Source organism: Empedobacter sp. GD03739 (assembly GCF_029843245.1).
Taxonomy (GTDB): domain Bacteria; phylum Bacteroidota; class Bacteroidia; order Flavobacteriales; family Weeksellaceae; genus Empedobacter; species Empedobacter falsenii_B.
Window position 1 is genome coordinate 24263 of record NZ_JAOCHX010000021.1, and the last position, 21820, is coordinate 46082.

Here is a 21820-nt window from a genome sequence, read left to right on the forward strand (position 1 = left end):
TAAATTTGATTTAAACAAAAAATCCTCAACTCCGAAGAATTGAGGATTTACTAACCAACTAAAATTAACTATATCTATGAAATTTGTATGCTACGTTTTTCTTTTGGTAAAGCTTCTTCTTTCTTAGGTAGAACTAATTGCAAAATTCCGTTTACATAAGAAGCTTCTATTTTATCTTCGTTTATGGTTTCTGGCAATGTAAATGCTCTTTTGAAACTTGAAAAATTAAATTCTCTTCTCGAAAATTTTTCATCTTTTACTTCTTCATTTTGTTTAAATTCTGATGAAATTTTCAAAATATTTTCATCAATTTCAATTGAAAAGTCTTCTTTGTTTAAACCTGGTGCAGCTAATAAAATCTCGAAACTATCTTCATTTTCTTTGATATTTACTGCAGGAAATTGATTTTGAGAATTTACAAAAGTTTCAAACTTTGGACGCATTGCATTTTCAAATCCAAATGGGAAATAATTTGCTCTATTTTTTCTTGCTGTGTTCATGTCTTGTATGTTTAAATTTTTGATTTCATTGTTCATGTTTTCACTTTATTCAAATTATGTGCAAATCGATATTTTAAGACAAAATGACTTGTTTTTACTGTTTTTAAATGTCAAAATGACTGAAAATTTAAATTTTGAACATAAAAAAATCCTGAAAAGTCATTTTCAGGATTTGTACATCTTGGTTAAGATTCTATTTATTTATAAATTTCGTCTAAAACTTTTGCTAAACGTAGACCGCCTTTTAGCATTTGATCTTCGATCGTTTTTTTGTTGTCAAAATGGTAACGGTAACCTAATTTATCGTCCATTTTAACACCTGCGTAAATTCTGTTTGCAATAATATAAGAGCCGTAAATCCAATCAGCAAAAGTTCCTTCTTGCATTGTTTTTTGTTGTTCTTTCGTTGCAATATCCAGTAAATTAGAATATTCTGTGTAAGAATAGTTTTCGTAATCTACCAATTTAGAATCCCAAACTGTGTGGATATTTACTTTATCACGGAACCATTCAACTTTGATACGATTTCCTCCCAAATCATCTGGACGACCAACGTGAAGTGGTTGATGTGCATCACCAAGAATGTGAATCAAGAAATATAAATCGTGTTGTTTTTGCTCGATTGTAAGGTTTTTATTGTTTTTTAATTCATTCATTAAAAACAAACCTTTTTTGTACATGTTTTCATCTGAAGTTTGCTCTAAAGCAGCATCAAATTGTTGACGATTTAAATCTCCAGGTATGTTAACATAGTGATAAGAATCTGCATGTTTCCAAGAATCATCAGACTTGATAAAATCTGGCCAGTTTGCCCAATAAGCTAACTTTTGAGGACCAATAATTTTTGTAATTTCTTTACGAGTTTTCTTGCTAATGTGTTGTTCTGCAATCTGAGAAACCACTCGGTGACCTGTTAATCCCCAAGCTAAAGCACTTTCTGAAGCTAAAAATGCACCTAAAAGCATTGCACTTCCTATAATTTTTTTCATTGTGTGAGCTCGATTTTTGACAAAGGTAAGGAAAGTTAATTATTGATGAATTATGATTAATGCTATTAAAAAAAAGTTTGATTATATATTAAAGGAAATAATTCTAAATCAAAAGGATTAATAGTATTTGTACAAAAAGTAAGTGGTAAATCTTCGTAAGTAATCAAGCACCAACTTAAATCATCGGGAAAAAGAAAGGAATTAGAATCGAAATCTGAGTTTTTCTGAAAATCAAGATATTCTGAAATTAAAACATTACTATTCCTTTGCTTATAATTTTCTTCCCAATAAAATTCCTCGATATTGCTGATATATAAATGTAAGGTTTGAGAATTTATAATTTTATTTAATCCTTTATCTATACAATCAATTGTTTGATTATCTAGAAATTCAATTGCTGGATTATCTTTAAAATTGTCTAGAATATTTATATTTTTTTCAAGTTTAAATTTTTGAGAAAGTTCATCAAGATTTATTTCTCTGTAAAGATTACTTTTTTGAGGATTAAGAAATAATCCAAATTCTCTTTCAATCTTTATTCTTTGGTTGATTTCTTCTATGGTTAAGTTATTTGATGGATATTTTTCGAAAGGAAAATCATCTATAATTCCAATTTTCCAATGAATCATATAATATTGTTTAAATAAATCTGGAATAATATCAGTTAACGTTTCTATATTTTCGTTGTTTTTATAATCTTTTATCCAAGAGAATTGATCCATAATTAGCTTTAATTATTCTCTAAATTTAATAAAAATCATCTTTAAAAGTTCTTTTTTTGGAGATTTAGAAATTTTCTAAAAAAAACTTTAAAAAAATATTAATTCAGCAAACCTCGATAAACAGACAGATTGGTATGTTTTTTATTTATAATACTAAAAATAATTCAGTACTTTGTTTTGCATAATACTAAAACTTTTATATATATTTGTATAACAAAATAAAACAAGCCGTTCTTATGAATATAGAGAAAACAAAAGTTCAGATGCGAAAAGGTGTACTGGAATATTGTATTCTCAGCATTATCAAAAAAGGAGATGCGTATGCATCTGATATCATAGACGAATTGAAAAAAGCAGAGATGATTGTTGTTGAAGGAACATTATATCCGCTTTTGACAAGACTTAAAAATGATGACCTTTTACAGTATCGCTGGGAAGAATCAACGTCAGGACCACCTCGCAAATATTATGCACTTACAGAGTTAGGTGAAAATTTTTTAAAAGAATTAGCTGAAACTTGGGAACAGTTAATTGAAGCCGTGAATAAAGTAACCACAGAAACGCAGAAAAATGGATAAAACAGTATCAATAAGTATAGGAGGATTTTCTTTCGTGTTAGACGAAATTGCCTATAATAAATTAAAGACCTATTTACAAGATGTAAAAACTTCTTTGAGAGGTACGGAAGGTGTAGAAGATATTATTGAAGATGTAGAAATCCGTATTTCTGAATTATTTCGTGAACGATTAAAATTTAGAGAAGTTGTAAATGAAGATGATATCAATTTTGTAATTGCTACGATGGGACATCCAGATCAATACAAAGTTGAAGAAGATGAAGAGAACGAAAAAACGTCTACAAATTCATCATACAATTATTCGACAAATAATCAATCGTATGGAGGACAACAAACTGGTGCGAAACGTTTGTACCGCGATCCAGATGATACAATTGTAACAGGATTATCTGCTGGTTTGGCGCATTATATGGGCGTTGATCCTTGGTTTGTACGTTCTATTTGGTTAGTTCTTGGAATTTTAGGAATTTTCACAGCAGGTGTATCATTTTTCTTAGTGGTGTTCTGTTATTTTATCTTGTTAATTTTTGTTCCGAAAGCAAAAACAACATCAGAAAAGTTGCAGATGTACGGGCAACCAGCGAATATTGATACGTTAAAAAAAAACGTAGAACAAGCTAGTGAAGCTGTTGTAAGTGGGAGCAAAGAATTAAGTAATAAACTAGGTGGAGCCTTTGGCGTTTTTGGTCGAATTCTACTTTGGTTCATCGGATTTATCATTCTAAGTACAGGTATTGGATTAATCATTGGAGGATTCTTTTTCTTCTTTACAACTTGGACAGAAATGCCTACTGAATTATTCGGTTATCTTGTAGAAGAAGAATGGATGAGTATGGCAGCCAAAATATTTGGAGGAGTACTAATGGTAATTCCAGGTGTTTTGTTGACAATTTTAGGTGTAAAATGTTTCTGGAATAGAGTAAAAGTTAGTAAAGCTGTAATATTTGGAGCAATTGCTCTTTGGTTTGTTGCTTTATTTGCAATCATTGGAATTTCTGTAAGTACAGCAAGTAAATTTAGAAACTCAGTTGAAATGACACAAGAAAAAAGTTATGTTATTCCTTCTGATACGCTACAAGTCTATTTTAGAGAAAATAATGAAGGAAACTTAAAGTTTAAAACTTTTAACGATTTAGATCAATTAATTGATGCTGATGGAAACTTAATTATTCCAATTGATGATATTTTTGAGATTGAAGAAAGTACAGACGATAAACTTCATATTCAAGTAACTTATTCTTCTAAAGGAGGAAGCAAAGAAGAAGCAAAACGCAATTTAGAAGCAATTAGATATAATTACGAATTAAATGGAAATAAACTTTATTTAGATGAGTTCATTAAAATTCCTAAAGATGGTAAATTTAGAAATCAAACGGTTGATATCAAATTGTATATTCCTAAGAACAAATTAATTCATACGAATAACACTGATCGAATGACAATTATTAATAATGATAATGATCGTGATTATTTATATGATTTGAAGAATAAATTTATTGGGTATAATGGAAAAAAATTCGTATGTTTGAATTGTCAAAAAGATTCAGATTCTGAGGACGATATTAATCTTGATTCAGAGGATGTAAACATAAATTTGAATGACGGAAACGATTCGGCGAGAGTTAGAATTGATAAAAATGGTATTCGTGTCGAAAGTAAAGACGGTTCAGTAGGACTAAATTTACCAAGAACTGAAAACAAAAAAGAAAAATCAAACCAAGAAATACACTATAAAGATGATACAGATTCTATTAACATTAACTACAGAAATCATTCAAATAATCGTTGATTTCTTTGCGTAGACTTAAGAAGTATTTTAATTAATAATATTCAAAAAGAGACATTTCATTTCGGAATGTCTCTTTTTATTTTTGGTTACATTGACTAATATCCGTTTCGAGTTTTGTATGTTTGCAAATGCATAAAGCATCATTTTATGAAAAATTTTTTAGGTAAACTTTTGTACTCATTAGGAGGTTGGAAATTAGATAATCATCTCGATTTATCAAAAGTAGATAAATGCGTTTTGGTTTGCGCTCCGCACACTTCCAATTGGGATTTTTACTACACTATTTTGGCTTTTTGGCAAATGGGAATTCCAATGAAAATGTTTATCAAAGATGCTTGGACAAAGCCTTGGTATGGATATTTTATCAAGAAAATGGGCGGAATCGGAATTGATCGTTCTCAACGACATAATATGGTTGATTTTGCTTCAGATATTTTAAAAAAATCAGATAAATTATATTTAATCAATACACCAGAAGGAACACGTTCTCGTGCAGAAAAATGGAAAAATGGATTTTTCTATATCGCTCAAAAAGCAGATGTTCCGATTGTTTTGGCTTATTGTGATTTCAAGAAAAAACGAGCTGGAATTTCAAAAATTGTGGATACAGAAAACAGAACTTTAGAAGATGTGATGGATGAAATTCAAGATTTTTACAAAGATGTTACGGCGAAACATCCAGCACTTTATAACCCAAAAATACATTAAATCATGAACGAACAAGATATTTTACAGAAATTCAACGAAATGTCGAAAAATACATTACTTGAAACTTTAGATATAGAATTTACGGCAGTTGGAGAAGATTTTTTATCAGGAAAAATGCCTGTAACGCCTAAAGTTCATCAGCCTTTTGGTTTGTTGCACGGCGGCGCTTCTATTGTTTTGGCGGAAACGTTGGGAAGCACTTTGTCTAATATTATTTTGCATTCGGATGATTTTGTGGCGGTTGGTCAACATGTTGACGCAAATCATCTTCGTCCAAAGAAGGAAGGAACAATTTTTGGGCATGCAACAGTCGTAAAACAAGGTCGCACTTCGCATTTGATTAAGATTGAAATCAAAGATGAAAACGATAAATTAATCTGTTATACACATTTAACAAACGCCATTATTTCTAAAAAACATGTTTAAAAAATTTCAAGATAAACTTGAAAGATTAATTCAAAATCAAAAACCGTTTCTTCTTTTTAGAAAACCAAATTCTATACAAGTGGAGTTATGGGAAAATAAAGAGATAAAATCGGATAACAAGTTTATTTGTAATAGTTTCGATAATACAAAATTGATTGAATTTAATGATGATGAGGTTATAGATATTGGAATAAATGAATTACCAAATTTTGAACTTTCTTTACCAGAATCAGATCAAAATGAAGCAATTTCGTATGAAAATTATATTGATTTAATTCAAAAAACAGTTGAAGAATTACAAAGTGATTCACCAACTAAAAAAATTGTAATTAGTCGAATCAATTCACTTCCAGAAACGAATATTAATTTAGTTGAAACTTTCAAAAATTTACATCAACATTATCCAAATGCCTATGTGTATTTGCGATTTGATACAGAAGAAGGTTGTTGGATTGGAGCTTCGCCAGAGCTTTTATTAAAAGAAAATAATCAATTTATACAAACTGTTTCTTTGGCTGGAACAAAAGCAAAAGAAGATGAATGGACGGAGAAAGAATATCATGAACAACAAGTGGTAACCGATTACATTTCGTCAACTTTAGAACCTTATACTTCTTACATCGATGTTGATGGTCCATTTTCTGTAAATGCAGGCTTTTTTGAACATTTGAAATCATTTATTTCAGCTCAATTAAAAGACAAATCTCAGCTGTATGACTTGTTGAAAGCTTTGCATCCAACGCCTGCTGTAGGAGGAATGCCAAAGGATCTGTCAAAAGATTTTATTCTCGAAAACGAAGGCTATAATCGTACTTTTTATGCAGGTTTTATGGGCTTTCAAAATAAAACAGAATCGGAGTATTTTGTTAATCTTAGATGTGCAAAAATCTATTCTAATAAAGTCAATTTGTATGTAGGAGGAGGTATTATGCCCGATTCTATTCCTGAAAATGAATGGCGAGAAACAGAACTGAAATCAAAAACAATAGGTGAGTTGTTGGTGAAAACAGAGAATTAAATCAACTCAGGACGTTTAGATTTTGGTAAAGTTAAGATGACTAAATTATAAGAATCTTTTATCCATTCTTTGATTTGAATGTCTTTCACGTCTTGATGAATTTTAACGGTATTCCAATGCTTTTTGTTCATGTGATAACCAGGAATTACAGCTTCGAAAGTTGCGCGTAATTCGATTGCGTTATCTGGATCACATTTGATATTTACAGAATCAAAATCGTCAATATCGCAAAGGCAAAACATTTTTCCAGTGATATAAAAAACCAAAGTAGTTTGATCAAAAGGAAATTTTTCTTCGACTAATGGAAGTCCTAAACAAAACTCTCTTAACTCTTCGATATGCATAAATATTTTTAGTGAAGATACAAATAAAACGAAAACGACCTTAATTACAAGGTCGTTTTCTATTAAATGTGGAATGTATGCAATTAATTTACATCCCACCAAACACGCGTGTTGATGTTATCTGGTCCCATTTGTTGAAGTGCATTTTGATAGCCTTCTGGATTATAATTTCTAACACTTGTTGGATAAAGCATACGACGAGGCATTTTTTTATCATTCAACATGGTAGAAGTTGTCGGTAATTTTGGAAAACCAGTTCTTTTATATTCAAACCATTGTTGGTAATCTGTAAAGAATAAAGCAAAATATTTTTGATCGATGATACGTTCTAACGTATTGTTGTATTTAATTTTTTCTTGCTCCATAAATTCAGCAGTTGGCTCGATATTCGTCCATAATTGTATTGCGGCTTTTACAGCTTTATCATAATGAGTTTTTGCATCACCAACTAAACCTTTTTGAGCCATTTCAGCTTTTATAAACTCAACTTCTGCATAAGTCATTAATGGAATTTTCATTGGAGCGACAACAATTGCATTGTTAGGAGATGACGGATTGAATTTGTAATCAGAACTATTTCCTTCGTAAGCTGCAGGAACTCCTTTGTAACCTAATGAAGAACCATCCAAATTAGAAGCTTTATTGACTAAAATTGGTAAACGAGGATCATTCGTTTCATTCATTTTATCTATAAAAAATGTTGTGAATGTTCTGCTATCTCTATAATCTTGTGCTCTTGGCCAAGGAGATAAACTTGGTGCTAAACCAGAAATTTGTAAAATAGCAGATTCTGATTCACTTTCGAAAATAGGATAAGTTGTCGGATTATCAATTATTTTTTTAAGTTCTGTTAAGGCAGATGCATCACGATTCGAAATTCTTAATAATAATCTCATTTTAAGAGAATTTGTGAATTTTTTCCAACGTGTTATATTGATGTTTTTTTCACTACTTGGGAATAAAATATCTGTACCATATTTTAGACCTAAATTAGTTACATATAATTGATTTGCTTTTTCTAAATCATTTAATAATTGCTTATAAATATCTTGTTGCGTATCAAATTTTGGTTTTGTAATTCCTTCTTCTGCTTTGGCTGCTTGAGAAAAAGGAACATCGCCAAACATATCAGTCAAATTTGAAATAACTAAAGAACGAAGCGTTAATGCAATTGCTTGATAATTGACATCTCCAGCTTTTTGCGAAACTTTTAGCATTTCCTCCAAATTAACAAGATTTGTGTAGGCATTATTCCAAGTAGAATTTCCCGTTCCTGTTGTTACATCATAACGATGAAGTCCCATAGCATTACTTGGATAAGGAATATGAACTTGCATCAATTGAGCGGTAATATCGTAGTTTTTTAAAACATTATTTTCAGCCAAATCATAAAGAACAGGGTTTAAAACTGAACCAGAATTAATTTCTGTGATTAAGTTTGGATCTTCATTCGCTTTCTCAAAATCGTTTGTACAAGAGAAAACAGTTGAAATTATAGTGAAGGCAAAAAATAGTTGAATTGAAATCTTTTTCATTTTAATAAATTGAATGTTGTAAATTATAATGAAGCTTTTAAGGTTACTCCATACGTTGCTGTTGATGGCATTTGTCCCATTTCAACTCCAGGTACATAAGTGTTTCCATTTAATGATGCTGTTTCTGGATCGTATAAAGGAAAATCACTAATCGTGAATAAATCGCGTCCGTAAACTGTTAATGACAACGCTTGTAAACCTGTCTTTGATAATAATCTTTTAGGAAAATCAAATGTTAAACTCACATCTCTTAATTTTAAATATGAAGCTTCGAATGAATTAGATTCTACATTAGCACGACGATTATATTCAGCATAATAAGTTGCCACATCAGCTTTTGTTGTATTTGGAGAATAAGTTCCGTCAGCATTCAATACAACACCATTTCCAATGATGTAACCATCTTCTCGACCAGGTAAAGAATCTGCCAATTTTCCTTGCTCCATCATTTTGTGATAAGTTTGTGAATAGACAATTCCACCATATTGTCCGTCTAATGTAAAACTGAAACGCAATGTTTTGAATTTGATTTCATTTGTGAAACCTGCTCTCCATTTAGGTGTTGCATCGCCAACGTATTCTAACGATCCATTTTTAAGTGGAACACCTGTTTTTGCATCATAAATGATTTGTCCCGCATCGTTTCTTACAAATTTTTCACCATATAGAGCTGTAGAAGAACCGCCAACTTTAGCAATTTGATAAACTGTTCCAGATTGACCAAGAATCATTTGATCACCTTCTATTCCTTCTACTAAAGATTTAACTTGGTTTTCATTTTTAGACCAAGTTCCAATCATTTTCCATTCAAAATCTTTACTTTTAATTGGAGAATACGTAGCTGCTATTTCAATTCCTCGGTTTTCAATTTCTCCTCCATTTACCACTCTTCTTGAATAGCCAGTTGTGATATCATTTGGTAATTCGAAGATTTGATTTTTTGTACTTTGTTGATAAACTGTAAAATCTAAGCTTAATCTTTTCTTGAATAATAAAGCCTCGAAACCAGTTTCCCATGATGTTGTAGATTCAGGTTTAATATCAGGATTAAATAATCTTCCAGGTACTACTGCAGATGCTGTAAAATCGCTTTGATCGTAATATCTATTTGTCCAACCTGTTGTACCTCCGTTACCAACTTTTGCAAATGATAAACGGTATTTTAAGTAATTAATTGGTCCTTTTATTTTGAATAAATCTGACAGAATAAAACTTGAAGAAACTGAAGGATAAAAGAATGAACTATATTTTACTGCAACAGAAGAATTCCAGTCGTTACGACCTGTAAAATCAACGAAAATCATATCTTTCCAACCAAATGAAGCCATTCCATATAATGAATTTTCTTTTAAATTAGAATCATACGTTCTTGCAAAAGGAGAAGTTAATCCATTCGAAAGTTTATAAACTCCAGGCGAAGCTAAACCATTTACCCAAGCCGTTAAATTTCTGTATTCATAATTTTTTCTATTACCTCCAACATTTGCATTGAAACCAAAATCTCCCCATTTATCAGTATAAGTTAATAAGAAATCGATATTTGTTTCAGTTTTAGATATGTCTTGTCTTTTGTAATATCCATTCGGCGTACGATTCATATCAAATGGACGTTTTTGTTCGCGCAATTGAGTATAGGTATTAATTGCAGGACGTAACATTAAGCTTAATTTATTGCTTAATTTAAAATCTGCTCTAATATTTCCAACAATTTGATTACTACTCATTGGATTAACAGCTTCGTAAGCAATAGCATAAGGATTGTCCATGTATGAACTAAATGGGCGAATCATTTTTACTCCATTGAAATCCTTTTTCCAAATTGGTTTGTACCAATTTAAATCTACGTTTGGATTTTGGAAGATCATAAAATAAGCAATAGATCCATTATTGTAACCAGTTCCTGGTAAATTATCACTTGTTTTTCGAGTATAGTTTAAAGCTGTCGAAACTTTGATACGATCGCTTACTTGATAGTTTCCATTAATCGCTGCAGTATAATTTTCGTAGCCAGTATTTGGCATAATCCAGCTATTTTTCTGATGTCCAATAGAAGCTCTCATACTTCCTTTGTCATTTCCACCAGAAAGTGTAACTGCATTACTGAAAGTGAAACCAGTTTGCCAAAATCCTTTTCTATTATCTTTATACGCACGCCATAAAGTCCTTTCAGCCCCTTGTTTTTCTAAATTAGGGTCATATTGAAAAAATGATTGTCCGTCAAATTTTGGCCCAAATGCAGAAGAAGTACTTCCTGTATTTGGTCCATCTGCTGAGGTTTGATAGGAGTAATAAGGATTGCCATTTTTATCGAAACTTTTTCCAGTTCCTTGACCATATTCATATTGAAAATCTGGCCAATTGTTAATAACATCAATAGCTACAGTTGATTTATATTCTAAACCTAATTGTTTACCTTTTTTACCTGATTTTGTTGTTATAATTAAAGCTCCATTTGCAGCTTTATTTCCATAAAGTGCCGCTGCCGAAGGACCTTTTAAAACGGTTACACTTTCGATGTCAGCTTGATTGATGTCAGAAATACCATTACCAAAATCGATAGGTGAATCATCGCCCATGTAAGCAGTATTATTTCCAGAAGAAGTCATTTCTGTGCTCATTGGAACACCATCGATGACAATTAAAGCATAATTTTTTGATTGGTCGATTGAATTTGCTCCACGCAAAATAATTTGCTGAGAATTGATTGGTCCATTTCCTCCAGAAATAATATTAAGACCAGCTACTTTTCCTTTCAATCCCGAAGACCAGTTATTCGCTTCTGCTGTTGCAAGTTCTTCCGAACCTATATTTTGTTGAGCAAATCCTAATTTTTTCTGCTCTCGCTTTATCCCCAAAGCAGTTACAATTACCTCATTCAGTTGGTTAGATTCTTCTTGTAAAGTAATTTTTACTTGAGAAATATCTTTCGGTGTGTATTCAATAAATTTGTGTTGAGATGAATTTACCAATAATGTAGGATGAGCAACATTTACTGAAACAAATTCGAAAAAACCATCTCCGTCTGTAAATGTTTTAAAAGATGTTCCCTTGATGATGATTTCTACATCTGCAACTCCTAATCCGTTTTGATCAACGATTTGACCTTTGATTGGGTTTTGATCTTGAGAAATCGATTGATGATAATCTGTTTCGGTATAAGTTTTAGCATTGGCGTGTAAACTTAAAAATCCACTTAGTAGAAGTAGTGGTAATTTTAATTGCTTCATGACTGTAAAAATGAAATGTTTATGTGTTAAAAATTTTAACAAAACTAGAACTTCTGTTTATGAAGTTGTTTAATTCAGGATTAAGAGATTTTTAAGTAAACATTACTAAAATAGAGGTCTTGATGTTGTTTTTACATCTGATTAACGGTTTATTGATTTTTATTTAACATGAATAAATTGTAAAATATTTTATTTAAAAAAGCCACTTCAAAAGAAGTGGCTTATCAAGATGTGTATAAAACGGTTATTTAATAACTTCGAAAGAAGATTTTTCTGTAAAAGTGTTTCCGTACAAATCGGTTGCTCGAACTTCAATTGGATAAGTTCCAACTTTTAGTTTATTCGGTAAACGAACTGACCAAATATGTTTCGAAATTTCTGGAGCAGAAGGTCTGTTACCAATATTTGTAATTTCTGCATTATCAATTTTCATGATGGTTTCCATATAATTGTAATCAACTGTTGGATCCCAATTCATCTCTTTCCATTCACCATTATTTACGCGATATTCAACTTTATTTGATTCATGTCCCATAAAGAAATTAGCATATAAAAAAGCACGATTGCGTTTACCTTCTTTTACTTTTTTTGTGTGGTACAAGTCGATTTGTTTTTCTTTTGGTGAATTTGCAACTTTATAATCAAATTTATATTGATTACCATCTACATGCAAAAAGGCATAACCTTTTGGTGTACCATCGCGCATCGTAGAAGCCGGAACTCCTTTTGCATCTTTCGGTCCCGAATACCAATCACCAGAAGTTGTTCCAACATTGTACTCGTGATGAGGTTTTTGTTGTTGCCAACCATCTTGATTTGCATAAAAAATCTGTTCTTGGAAATGTGTATGAGCAGACATTGAAATTGTATTTGGGTAATCTTTTAATAATTCGAATAATTGATTTCTATCTTCTGGACGTGTGTCACGCAACGGAATATGAAATGCTAAAACGATTAAATGATTCTTTGGAACAAATTTTAAATCATTTTTAATGAATTCTAATTGATCAGGACGGAAACCTCCCCAATATCCTTTTCCATCGCGAGGATCAGGATATAAAATATCATCTAAAACAATAAAATGTGCTTTACCAATATTATATGAATAATTATTTGGACCGAAATTTTTCTCGAACGTTTCATCCGAATATTGATCTTCTTTTGCATCATAATTCATATCATGATTTCCCATTACATTGTACCAAGGCAAACCAACTTTCGAAACAGCTTTTATATAAGATGGATGCAAATTCAAATCATCACCAACCAAATCTCCTAAAGAAAGTCCGAATTCCATTCCTTTAATTCCTTTAACATCATCAATTACACCTTTAGAGAAATACTCGATTTCTTCTTCTGTATAAGCTTGAGGATCACCAAAAATTAAAGCCGAAAATTTTTCGTTTTCTTTTGTAGAAATTAAAGCAAAATCAATACTCTTTGGAGTATTTCCAGTAGGAGCAGAACCTGCATATTCTAATTTTGGAGAGCCATTAGGTTTGTTGATGTAGTAGAATTGTGGCTGATTGAATTCGTTTGTAGGAACTTTGTAATTTGTTGGTTTAATGACAAACAAAATAGTTTCGTTATCAATCTCGATTTGATATTCTCCTTTATCATTTGTCGAAACAACTTGTTTTCCGTTACTAATTTGCACGTTTGCCAAACGTTTTTCTGATTTATCGAATTTATTGTTTTGATTTTTATCTTCAAAAACAATTCCTTTAGCAAGTTGTTGAGCGTTGACAGAAGTATAAAAACTTCCAAATAATACCAGCGATAATACGATTTTTTTCATTGTGTGAATCTCTTGTTTTGTAGATGTTAAAATTCTATATTTTATGCGGTACTCGGATTAACACAACAATAAGTAAAGATTAAATTTAAGTAAATAAGAATAACATATTTTCAAATTTAATAATGGATGAATAATTGTCTTTCATTATTAAATAGTCTAAATTTGTAACCGATTGCATTATGTTATGGAAGAGAAATTAAGCATGAGTTCACGACAAATTTTCATGCAAATTATAGGTTATGTAAGTTTTTCATTTATAGGTTATTTACTGATAGGTTTACCTTTGGCTATTCTACCTATTTTTATTACAAAAACATTAGGTTTTACTGAGCTTGTAGCGGGTATTGTAATTAGTTTGCAATATGTGACAACTTTTATATTGAGAGGTTATGCCGGAAAAATTGTAGATACAAAAGGTCCTAAACCAGCCGTTTTATTGAGTATGAGTTTGTTTATTTTAGCTGGAGTTTTATTATACTTTTGTTACTTTACAAGAAACAATCATTTTCTGTCATTAGCTATTCTTGTACTTGCGAGATTGGTTACTGGAGCATCAGAAGGAATGGTAGGTGGAAGTCCGATAAACTGGGCAATTTTAAAAATTGGACAACAACATACAGCGAAAGCGATTTCTTATAATGGTGTTGCAAGTTACGGTGCATTGGCAATTGGAGCACCATTGGGTGTAATTTTAAATCAATATTTTGGACTTGGTTTTATTGGTTTGTTTAGTATTGTTTGTGCTATTATCGGCTATTTTTTAGCTAGAAATAAAGAGAATATATTAACTGCAGTTTCAAAAGTTCCGCAACCATTTATAAGTGTATTAAAAACGGTTGCTCCTTTTGGAATTTGTTTAGCACTTGCAGGTCTTGGATTTGGAGGGATTTCCAATTTTATAACACTTTACTACGATTTTTATAGTTGGTCGAATGCAGCTTTATGTTTAAGTGTTTTCAGCTTATTATTTATCGTAGGACGATTATTTTTTAATAGTTCAATTAATACATTAGGAGGATTAAAAGTTGGAATTATTTGCATGATAGTCGAAACGATAGGTTTGTTAATCCTTTTTAGTGCGCCAAATTCTTTTATCGCTCTTATTGGTGCAGGCATTACAGGAATTGGTTTTTCGTTGGTTTTTCCTGCGATGGGAGTAGAGGCAGTTGCTTTGGTTTCGGATAATAGTAAAGGAGCTGCTTTAGCTGCGTACGGCTTGTTTATTGATATCTCATTGGGAATTACAGGTCCTCTAATTGGTGGTGTTATCAGTTTGTTTGGAATGTCAAACTTATTTGGTTTTTGTAGTTTGTTTGTGTTTATAGGATTATTGTATAGTTATTATTTACAAACAAAAAAAAATCGTTCAGAATTTAATAATTCCGAACGATAATATGAAAACATCTAATTTTAGATTCTTTTACGTAGTAAATTTTGCCTGTTCTGACATAATTTTTTAACACTTGTTCTAATTCTTTTTCTAGTTTAGAATCAGGTCTAATTTTATGATTAAATCTAACATAAGAAATATCAAAAGCAGCACCAAAATTATGCGAACTGTCGTTAGAAGAAGCATTTTTATTAATTCCTCTCAAACGATTTTGATCATGTAGCGTTCGTGTCATTGATGTAACAACGAAAAAATTTTGACCTGTTGCTTTTACAAAATCACTTGCAATACTTGTCAAAATATCTCGACCTTTTGGAATAAGATATGAATGACTATGCGTTAAATCTCCAACTCGCCAACCATAACCACGCTGTTTTATTTTAACCAATTTACCTTGATTAATGTACTTGTTCAACTTTTTATCACCATCAATTAGCTCAAGTTTATGAGATTTTGCGGCATTCAAATGCTGAACATATTCTTTAGAAGGTTCTATAACAACTCGTGATTGAGCGTAACCGAATAAAGAAGAGCAAATAAAAAACGTTGTTAAAAATTGTTTCATGATTCAATTCTCTTCTGCAAAAATAGAAAAGAACTTTTATATATTACATTGTTGTTGATTTAAATTGATCAGGATTACGAACCGTTACATGAAAACAGTGTTGTCTATATTCTTTGATATAGTAAATTTTGCCGTCATCTTGTAATTGTTTTAAAATCGCTTCTAAATTATCACGATGAGTTTTGCTATACGAATATTTATTATTGAATTTTGTATAAGACAAATCAAAAGAAGCTCCATAGTTGTGAGAACTTTCACCTTTTGCAGCATTGCTATTTACTCGTCTCAAACTTGCTTGACTTTCCTCTGAACGAGTAAGTGAAGTTACAGTAATTGTAGCATTATTTTCGTCCAAAAATTTTGAAGCAATTCGTTCTAAAACAGTTTTAGCTCTGTTGTTTAAGAAAGCTTTACTATGTGTTAATTTCTCAATTGTGTACCCATTTCCTTCCTCAGGAATAGCAACTAATTTTTTTGTAGCAACTAAACCTTCAATATCATCAAAACTCTTCACGATTGGGACGTTGAATGATTCTGCTGCCATTAAATGATCGTCATAAGTTACTTTTTTTGTAGAGATAGAAGTGGATGAAGAGGCAGAATTTTCTGCTAAAATGTAACTTTCTTGACTTTGAGCTGAAATAAATATTCCGCTAAAAAGACAAGAAAGGGCAATTAATTTTTTCATTTTTTAAATTATTACGCGACAAAATTAGAAGTTACAATTTAATAAAGACTTGTTAAAAATTATAATATTTAGGTAAACTTTTTTTAAAATTTTCTTAAATCTGTTCTCAAAATAGCATTGTTAGATAGATTGATAGAAATTTAAATTTCATCTCATTTGAACATAAAATATTCTTAAATATAAATTCTAATAGATTAAATCCTACTAAATTCGCTATATTTGTACTTATTATTCATTTTTAGACTATTTATAGAATGGCAAAAGTTAAAGTTGGAATGGTACAAATGACTTGTACTAATAACAAACAAGAAAATTTAAACAAAGCAATCGAACAAGTAAAAGTAGCAGCTGCAAAAGGCGCTCAAATTGTGTGTTTGCAAGAATTGTTTACCTCATTATATTTCTGTGATGTAGAAGATTACGACAATTTCGATTTAGCAGAATCTATTCCTGGACCATCAACAGATGCGTTATCAGTTGTAGCAAAAGAATTAGGAGTTGTAATTATTGCTTCTTTATTCGAGAAACGTGCGCAAGGTTTATACCACAATACAACAGCTATTTTAGATGCTGATGGACAATATTTAGGGAAATATCGTAAAATGCATATCCCAGATGATCCTGCGTTTTATGAAAAATTCTATTTTACACCAGGGGATTTAGGTTACAAAGTTTTTGATACTAAATTTGGAAAAATTGGTGTGTTAATTTGTTGGGATCAGTGGTATCCAGAAGCTTCTCGTATTACAGCATTGATGGGTGCGGAAATTTTATTTTACCCTACTGCGATTGGCTGGGATACGACGCAAGACGAAGAAACAAATCAAGATCAATATAATGCTTGGCAAACAATTCAGCGTTCACATGCAGTTGCGAATGGAGTTCCAGTTATTTCTGTGAATCGTGTTGGTTTTGAGCAAGATGGAGCGATGAAATTTTGGGGAGGTTCTTTTGCGACAAATGCGCAAGGAAAATTGTTGTATTTGGCAACGCATGATAAAGAGGAAACAGAAGTGGTTGAATTGGATTTGAACGAATCTGATTTCTTCCGTAAACACTGGCCTTTCTTAAGAGATCGCCGCATCGATTCTTATCAACCAATTACAAAACGTTTTATAGACGAAAGATTAATGAAAAAAATATTTTCACTTATTGCATTGATAGGAAGTTTTGCATTTGGTCAAATCAAGCCGATACAAATAGACTCTATTCGTAATAATCTTTTTGTTTATCAAACGTTCAATACATTTCAAGGGGTTGAGTACAATGTAAATGCAATGTATTTGGTAACGAAAAAAGGCATTGTTTTGTTTGATGTACCTTGGCAAAAATCACAGTACCAAACGCTGAATGATCTTTTAGTAAAAAAATATAATTTACCAGTTATTGCAGTTTTTGTGACACATTCTCACGAAGATAGAGCTGGTGATCTGAGTTTTTATAATGATTTGAATATCCCGACTTATGCTTCTGCTTTAACGAATACTATATTGAGAAAAGAAGGAAAAGCGACTTCAAAATTCGAAATTGAACTAGGAAAAACGTACAAATTCGGAAAAGAAAAATTTGTGGTCGAATATTTTGGTCAAGGGCATACAGAAGATAATGTTGTAGTTTGGTTTCCAAAGTATAAAGTTTTGAATGGAGGTTGTTTAATCAAAGGTGCTGATGCCATAAATTTAGGATATACCGGAGAAGCAAATATAGCTGAATGGCCAGAAACCATGAAGAAGCTGGTTTCAAAACATCCTACTATAAAACAAGTTATTCCGGGACATGATAACTGGAAAGCGTCCGGGCATATTGAAAATACGTTTAAACTTTTAGAAAATAATAAGAATTGAACACGATAGATACATCCAAATTTCCGAAAGAGTTGGGATATAGATTTCCGGCAGAATGGGAAGAGCATGAAGCAACATGGTTGTCTTGGCCGCATAAAGAAGAATCTTGGCCAGATCGTATTCAGTTGATCTATCCGGCTTATGCCGAATTTATTGCTGAATTAACGAAAGGCGAAAAAGTTCGTATTAATGTAAAAGATGAAGACATGAAAGCTTTAGCTTTATCTTTTATTGAAAAAACGACTGCAGATTTGCCAAAGGTTGAATTTTATTTTCATGAAACAAACGATGCGTGGTGCCGCGACCATGGTCCTGCATTTTTATTGAATAAAAACAATCCTGATAACCCAAAAGTTATTGTTGATTGGGGATTCAATGCGTGGGGAGGAAAATATCCACCTTTTGAAAATGACGATGTTGTGCCAACAAGAATTGGTGCAGAATTTAATCTTCCTGTTTTTCATCCTGGAATTATTATGGAAGGAGGTTCGGTCGAATTTAATGGAAAAGATACGTTGATGACATCAAAATCTTGTTTACTGAATGAAAATCGTAATCCAGATTATTCACAAGAACAAATAGAAGAATTTTTAAGAAATTATTACGGCGTTTCGCAAATTCTTTGGGTAGAAGACGGAATTGTTGGTGATGATACGGATGGACACATTGATGATACAATTCGTTTTGTAAATGAAGATACAGTTTTGACAGTTGTTGAAACAGATGAATCGGATGATAATTACGAATTGTTACAAGTGAATCTTCGACAATTACAAGAAATGAAATTGGAAGATGAACGTCCATTAAACATTATCGAATTGCCAATGCCGGATGCAGTTTATTGCGAAGGTGAGCGTTTACCTGCTTCTTATGCAAATTTTTATATTGCGAATAAATCTGTCATTGTACCAACTTATCGTTGTGCAAAAGATGCGATTGCTTTGGATATTATTCAGAAATGTTTCCCCGATCGTAAAGTTGTAGGAATTGATTCTACAGATATTATTTGGGGACTAGGATCTTTCCATTGTTTGAGTCAACAAGAACCTAAGATTTAGTTTTTTTTAATATAAAACAACAAAAAAGCTGAGCAACCTGCTCAGCTTTTTTAATTTGGTTTAGATAAGTAATATCGGTTTAGGTTGTTTTGATAAACTGGTTAGATTATCAAAATAGCTTTTTAGTTTGGTTGTTGGTTAGTAATCTTAAAAGTGTTACAAACGATGTTGTTTGTTGGTACAAACGTCATAAATATAGAATGAAAAACATTTATGTATCTTCAAAATGTCTATAACTAAGAAAAAAAACAATTTAATATATCTAATAAGAAAATAAAATGTATAGATTTAAAATATTGTTAAAAATATGTAAATCAATATTTTGTATTTTGTTGTTTCGGAATTTTTAAATTGTATTGAAGAATTTATATAGTTTCTCTAAATGGAATTTCTAGTTGAGTTCCGAATTTTTTTTGATTATTGGATAAATTAGAAATTGAGACACCTAATAGTCGAATTGGTTTTTCTAAGGAGTAACCTTCACTTAATAAATCATAACAAATAAGATCAAAAAGGTCTCTATTTTTAATTGGAAATGAAGCTGATTTACTTTTTGTAGTAACCGAAAAATCATTGTGTTTTATTTTTACAGTTATTGTTCTTCCATAAATTGATGTTTTCAAGGAAAAGTTCCAAACATCTTCCATTAGTGGAAATAAAGCGATTTGCATTTCTTCTAATGTTTCTAAATCTTTGCTAAAAGTTGTTTCTGAACCAGATGATTTTCGCAATCGAGTAGGATTGACCTCTCTAAAATCTAATCCTCTAACAATATTGTAATAGTATTTACCAGATTTTCCGAATTCGCGTAAGAGTTTTTCTAATTCTAGATTCTTCAAGTCCAAACCTGTATGAATACCCATCATTTGCATACGTTCGGCAGTTACTTTTCCAATTCCATGAAATTTTTTGATTGGTAATTGATCAATAAAATTTTCAGACATTTTAGGTGTTATCACATAAAGTCCATCAGGTTTGTTATAATCCGAAGCAATTTTAGCTAAAAATTTATTGAAAGAAACACCTGCAGAAGCAGTCAAATCTGTTCGTTCTTTTATTTTTTGTTTGATTTCGTTTGCAATATCTGTGGCGATTTCGATGTTTTTATGGTTAATTGTTACATCCAAAAAAGCTTCATCCAAAGATAAAGGTTCAACCAAATCAGTATATTCAAGAAATATTTCACGAATTTGATTCGAAACTTCTTTATAAACTTGAAATCGAGGTTTTACAAATATCAAATGTGGACATTTACGTTTTGCAACAACAGAAGACATTGCAGATCCGACGCCATATTTTCTAGCTTCGTAACTAGCGGTAGCAATCACACCACGTTCTTCATTTCCGCCAACAGCAATACATTTCCCTCTTAATTCGGGGAAATCTCGTTGTTCAACAGAAGCATAAAAAGCGTCCATATCGATGTGAATAATCTTACGCTGCATCTTGCAAAATTACTCGCTTTATTTTAAATGATACTCCTGAATAAAGTTTTTTAAGTTTTTCTTATCGGCAACAATTGTCAAATAATCGCCCAATTCAATGGGTACATTTCGATCAGGATTGTGAATCATTTTTCCATTGCGCTCTATCGAAACCACAATTCCTTTTGCCGTATCTTTTACCCAACCAATTGATTTATGTTCCAAAACACAAAAATCATTCGGAATAACTACTTTATCTAACGTAAAATTATCTGTATTTTTAAGATCTGTATTTTCTGGAGGAGTTTCGCCAATAATTTGCAAATATTTCTCAAATCGTTGAATATGTTCATCCGTTCCAATGATTCCAATTTTATCGAAAGGATATAAAACAGATTCAGAATTTGGAGTCTGAATAATTCGATCGCCACGTTTGATATACGCAATATTTATCTGAAATTTTGTTCGCCAATCCAATTCACCCAAAGGAACACCAATAAAATTGGCATTTTGAGGAACAATCATATCCGAAATATGCGTGTTATCCCAAGTATATTGAAATTTATCTTGTTTCTTTTTCTCTTCAATTTTTTTAGTTAGAATTTCACGTTCATTTAAGTTATAAATAAATTTTGTTTGAATATAATTGTAAAACTGATTGAAATATTTTGAAAGAAAATACATTGTAATCAATAATCCAATAACTAAAACAATTGAGGCAATTGTGCTTGAAAAAAATTGATTATAAATAAAAATTACAGTAAATACAACTATAGTTAAACGTATGGAGATAATTGCAATAATTGGTGCGCGATTGTAATTAGACTCATCCCAAAATTCTCTGATAATTTCTCTTTTTGGTCGATTTCCAATAATTGCCCAAATAAATGGAATACACAATATAAACGTCAATATAATGCTGACCAAACTTGCGCCAAAATAGGTAAACCAATCGGTTAATAAGAATAAAACGTAGCTTCTGATAATCAATGTGATTGCGATAATGATTATTCCATTGATAAAAATTGTCGAAACGGTTTGTTTGATGATTTTATTCCATTTATTTTCATTTTGAATATGTTGAGTATCAGATGAATAATTTTCAACACCTTGAATGAATTTTTGCGGAAGAATTTTTTCCAATAAAGTATAAACTTTGTCCGATGATTTAATTAAATAAGGTGTTGTAAATGTTGTAATTGCTGAAACACCGACTG

Annotated in this window: 19 protein-coding genes and 1 pseudogene; 9 read left to right on the forward strand and 11 right to left on the reverse strand. The window is 31.2% G+C overall.

What is annotated here, in order from left to right; genetic code table 11:
• Positions 1–74 precede the first annotated feature (74 nt).
• From N5E64_RS08545 to N5E64_RS08555, 3 genes are all read right to left on the reverse strand, one after another.
• Positions 75–500, reverse strand: a complete 426-nt coding sequence (locus N5E64_RS08545) for an Hsp20/alpha crystallin family protein (RefSeq protein ID WP_280037049.1) — start codon at positions 498–500, stop codon at positions 75–77.
• 197 nt (positions 501–697) lie between these two features.
• Positions 698–1489, reverse strand: coding sequence for a S1/P1 nuclease (locus tag N5E64_RS08550; protein WP_125350365.1), 792 nt, complete (start codon positions 1487–1489; stop codon positions 698–700).
• 65 nt (positions 1490–1554) lie between these two features.
• Positions 1555–2211 carry a hypothetical protein gene (locus N5E64_RS08555; RefSeq protein WP_125350364.1) on the reverse strand — a complete coding sequence of 219 codons (657 nt, stop codon included), beginning with the start codon at positions 2209–2211 and terminating at the stop codon, positions 1555–1557.
• 236 nt (positions 2212–2447) lie between these two features.
• Between N5E64_RS08555 and N5E64_RS08560 the strand changes: the two genes are divergently transcribed.
• The 5 genes from N5E64_RS08560 to N5E64_RS08580 all read left to right on the forward strand — a co-directional run bounded on the left by N5E64_RS08560 (position 2448) and on the right by N5E64_RS08580 (position 6730).
• Positions 2448–2789, forward strand: coding sequence for a PadR family transcriptional regulator (locus tag N5E64_RS08560; RefSeq protein ID WP_125350363.1), 342 nt, complete (start codon positions 2448–2450; stop codon positions 2787–2789).
• On the forward strand, positions 2782–4578 hold the full coding sequence (locus N5E64_RS08565) for a PspC domain-containing protein (RefSeq protein WP_125350362.1): 1797 nt from the start codon (positions 2782–2784) through the stop codon (positions 4576–4578). The genes N5E64_RS08560 and N5E64_RS08565 overlap by 8 nt, the downstream gene beginning before the upstream one ends.
• A 147-nt stretch (positions 4579–4725) precedes the next feature.
• On the forward strand, positions 4726–5286 hold the full coding sequence (locus N5E64_RS08570; protein WP_280037054.1) for a 1-acyl-sn-glycerol-3-phosphate acyltransferase: 561 nt from the start codon (positions 4726–4728) through the stop codon (positions 5284–5286).
• Between the two features lie 3 nt (positions 5287–5289).
• The gene (locus tag N5E64_RS08575; RefSeq protein ID WP_038332238.1) at positions 5290–5712 is read left to right on the forward strand and encodes a PaaI family thioesterase; all 423 of its coding nucleotides are present in this window, start codon (positions 5290–5292) and stop codon (positions 5710–5712) included.
• Entirely contained in the window at positions 5705–6730 is a 1026-nt protein-coding gene (locus tag N5E64_RS08580) for an isochorismate synthase (RefSeq protein WP_280037058.1), read from the forward strand. The genes N5E64_RS08575 and N5E64_RS08580 overlap by 8 nt, the downstream gene beginning before the upstream one ends.
• Here the strand turns inward: N5E64_RS08580 and N5E64_RS08585 are convergent.
• The 4 genes from N5E64_RS08585 to N5E64_RS08600 all read right to left on the reverse strand — a co-directional run bounded on the left by N5E64_RS08585 (position 6727) and on the right by N5E64_RS08600 (position 13634).
• Positions 6727–7074: an MmcQ/YjbR family DNA-binding protein gene (locus N5E64_RS08585; protein WP_280037061.1), complete on the reverse strand. Its 348-nt coding sequence runs from the start codon at positions 7072–7074 to the stop codon at positions 6727–6729. The genes N5E64_RS08580 and N5E64_RS08585 overlap by 4 nt on opposite strands.
• 83 nt (positions 7075–7157) lie before the next feature.
• Positions 7158–8609, reverse strand: coding sequence for a SusD/RagB family nutrient-binding outer membrane lipoprotein (locus N5E64_RS08590; protein WP_280037062.1), 1452 nt, complete (start codon positions 8607–8609; stop codon positions 7158–7160).
• Positions 8610–8632: 23 nt separating this feature from the next.
• A complete protein-coding gene (locus tag N5E64_RS08595; RefSeq protein ID WP_280037065.1) occupies positions 8633–11836 on the reverse strand; it encodes a SusC/RagA family TonB-linked outer membrane protein in 3204 nt (1067 codons plus the stop codon).
• Between the two features lie 244 nt (positions 11837–12080).
• Positions 12081–13634, reverse strand: coding sequence for a calcineurin-like phosphoesterase C-terminal domain-containing protein (locus N5E64_RS08600; protein WP_280037067.1), 1554 nt, complete (start codon positions 13632–13634; stop codon positions 12081–12083).
• A gap of 202 nt (positions 13635–13836) precedes the next feature.
• On the opposite strand from N5E64_RS08600, the gene N5E64_RS08605 reads away from it, so the two are divergent.
• The gene (locus tag N5E64_RS08605) at positions 13837–15027 is read left to right on the forward strand and encodes an MFS transporter (protein ID WP_280037068.1); all 1191 of its coding nucleotides are present in this window, start codon (positions 13837–13839) and stop codon (positions 15025–15027) included.
• Here the strand turns inward: N5E64_RS08605 and N5E64_RS08610 are convergent.
• Together N5E64_RS08610 and N5E64_RS08615 are read right to left on the reverse strand one after the other, a co-directional pair.
• Positions 15008–15589 (reverse strand): DUF5715 family protein, encoded by a 582-nt coding sequence (locus tag N5E64_RS08610; protein ID WP_180906330.1) that lies wholly within the window; start codon positions 15587–15589, stop codon positions 15008–15010. The two genes, N5E64_RS08605 and N5E64_RS08610, sit on opposite strands and share 20 nt — an antisense overlap.
• Before the next feature lie 43 nt (positions 15590–15632).
• A complete protein-coding gene (locus N5E64_RS08615) occupies positions 15633–16277 on the reverse strand; it encodes a DUF5715 family protein (protein ID WP_125350533.1) in 645 nt (214 codons plus the stop codon).
• 254 nt (positions 16278–16531) lie between these two features.
• On the opposite strand from N5E64_RS08615, the pseudogene N5E64_RS08620 reads away from it, so the two are divergent.
• The 3 genes and pseudogenes from N5E64_RS08620 to N5E64_RS08630 all read left to right on the forward strand — a co-directional run.
• Positions 16532–17401: pseudogene (locus tag N5E64_RS08620) on the forward strand (carbon-nitrogen hydrolase); the annotation flags it as partial.
• 6 nt (positions 17402–17407) lie between these two features.
• On the forward strand, positions 17408–18121 hold the full coding sequence (blaEBR, locus tag N5E64_RS08625; RefSeq protein ID WP_280037084.1) for an EBR family subclass B1 metallo-beta-lactamase: 714 nt from the start codon (positions 17408–17410) through the stop codon (positions 18119–18121).
• Positions 18118–19179: an agmatine deiminase family protein gene (locus tag N5E64_RS08630; protein ID WP_280037070.1), complete on the forward strand. Its 1062-nt coding sequence runs from the start codon at positions 18118–18120 to the stop codon at positions 19177–19179. The genes blaEBR and N5E64_RS08630 overlap by 4 nt, the downstream gene beginning before the upstream one ends.
• Positions 19180–19544: 365 nt before the next feature.
• On the opposite strand, the gene dinB is transcribed toward N5E64_RS08630, so the two are convergent.
• Positions 19545–20624 carry a DNA polymerase IV gene (gene dinB / locus N5E64_RS08635; protein ID WP_280037072.1) on the reverse strand — a complete coding sequence of 360 codons (1080 nt, stop codon included), beginning with the start codon at positions 20622–20624 and terminating at the stop codon, positions 19545–19547.
• A gap of 18 nt (positions 20625–20642) precedes the next feature.
• Positions 20643–21287: a TrkA C-terminal domain-containing protein gene (locus tag N5E64_RS15785; protein WP_407933293.1), complete on the reverse strand. Its 645-nt coding sequence runs from the start codon at positions 21285–21287 to the stop codon at positions 20643–20645.
• Positions 21288–21820: the final 533 nt, after the last annotated feature.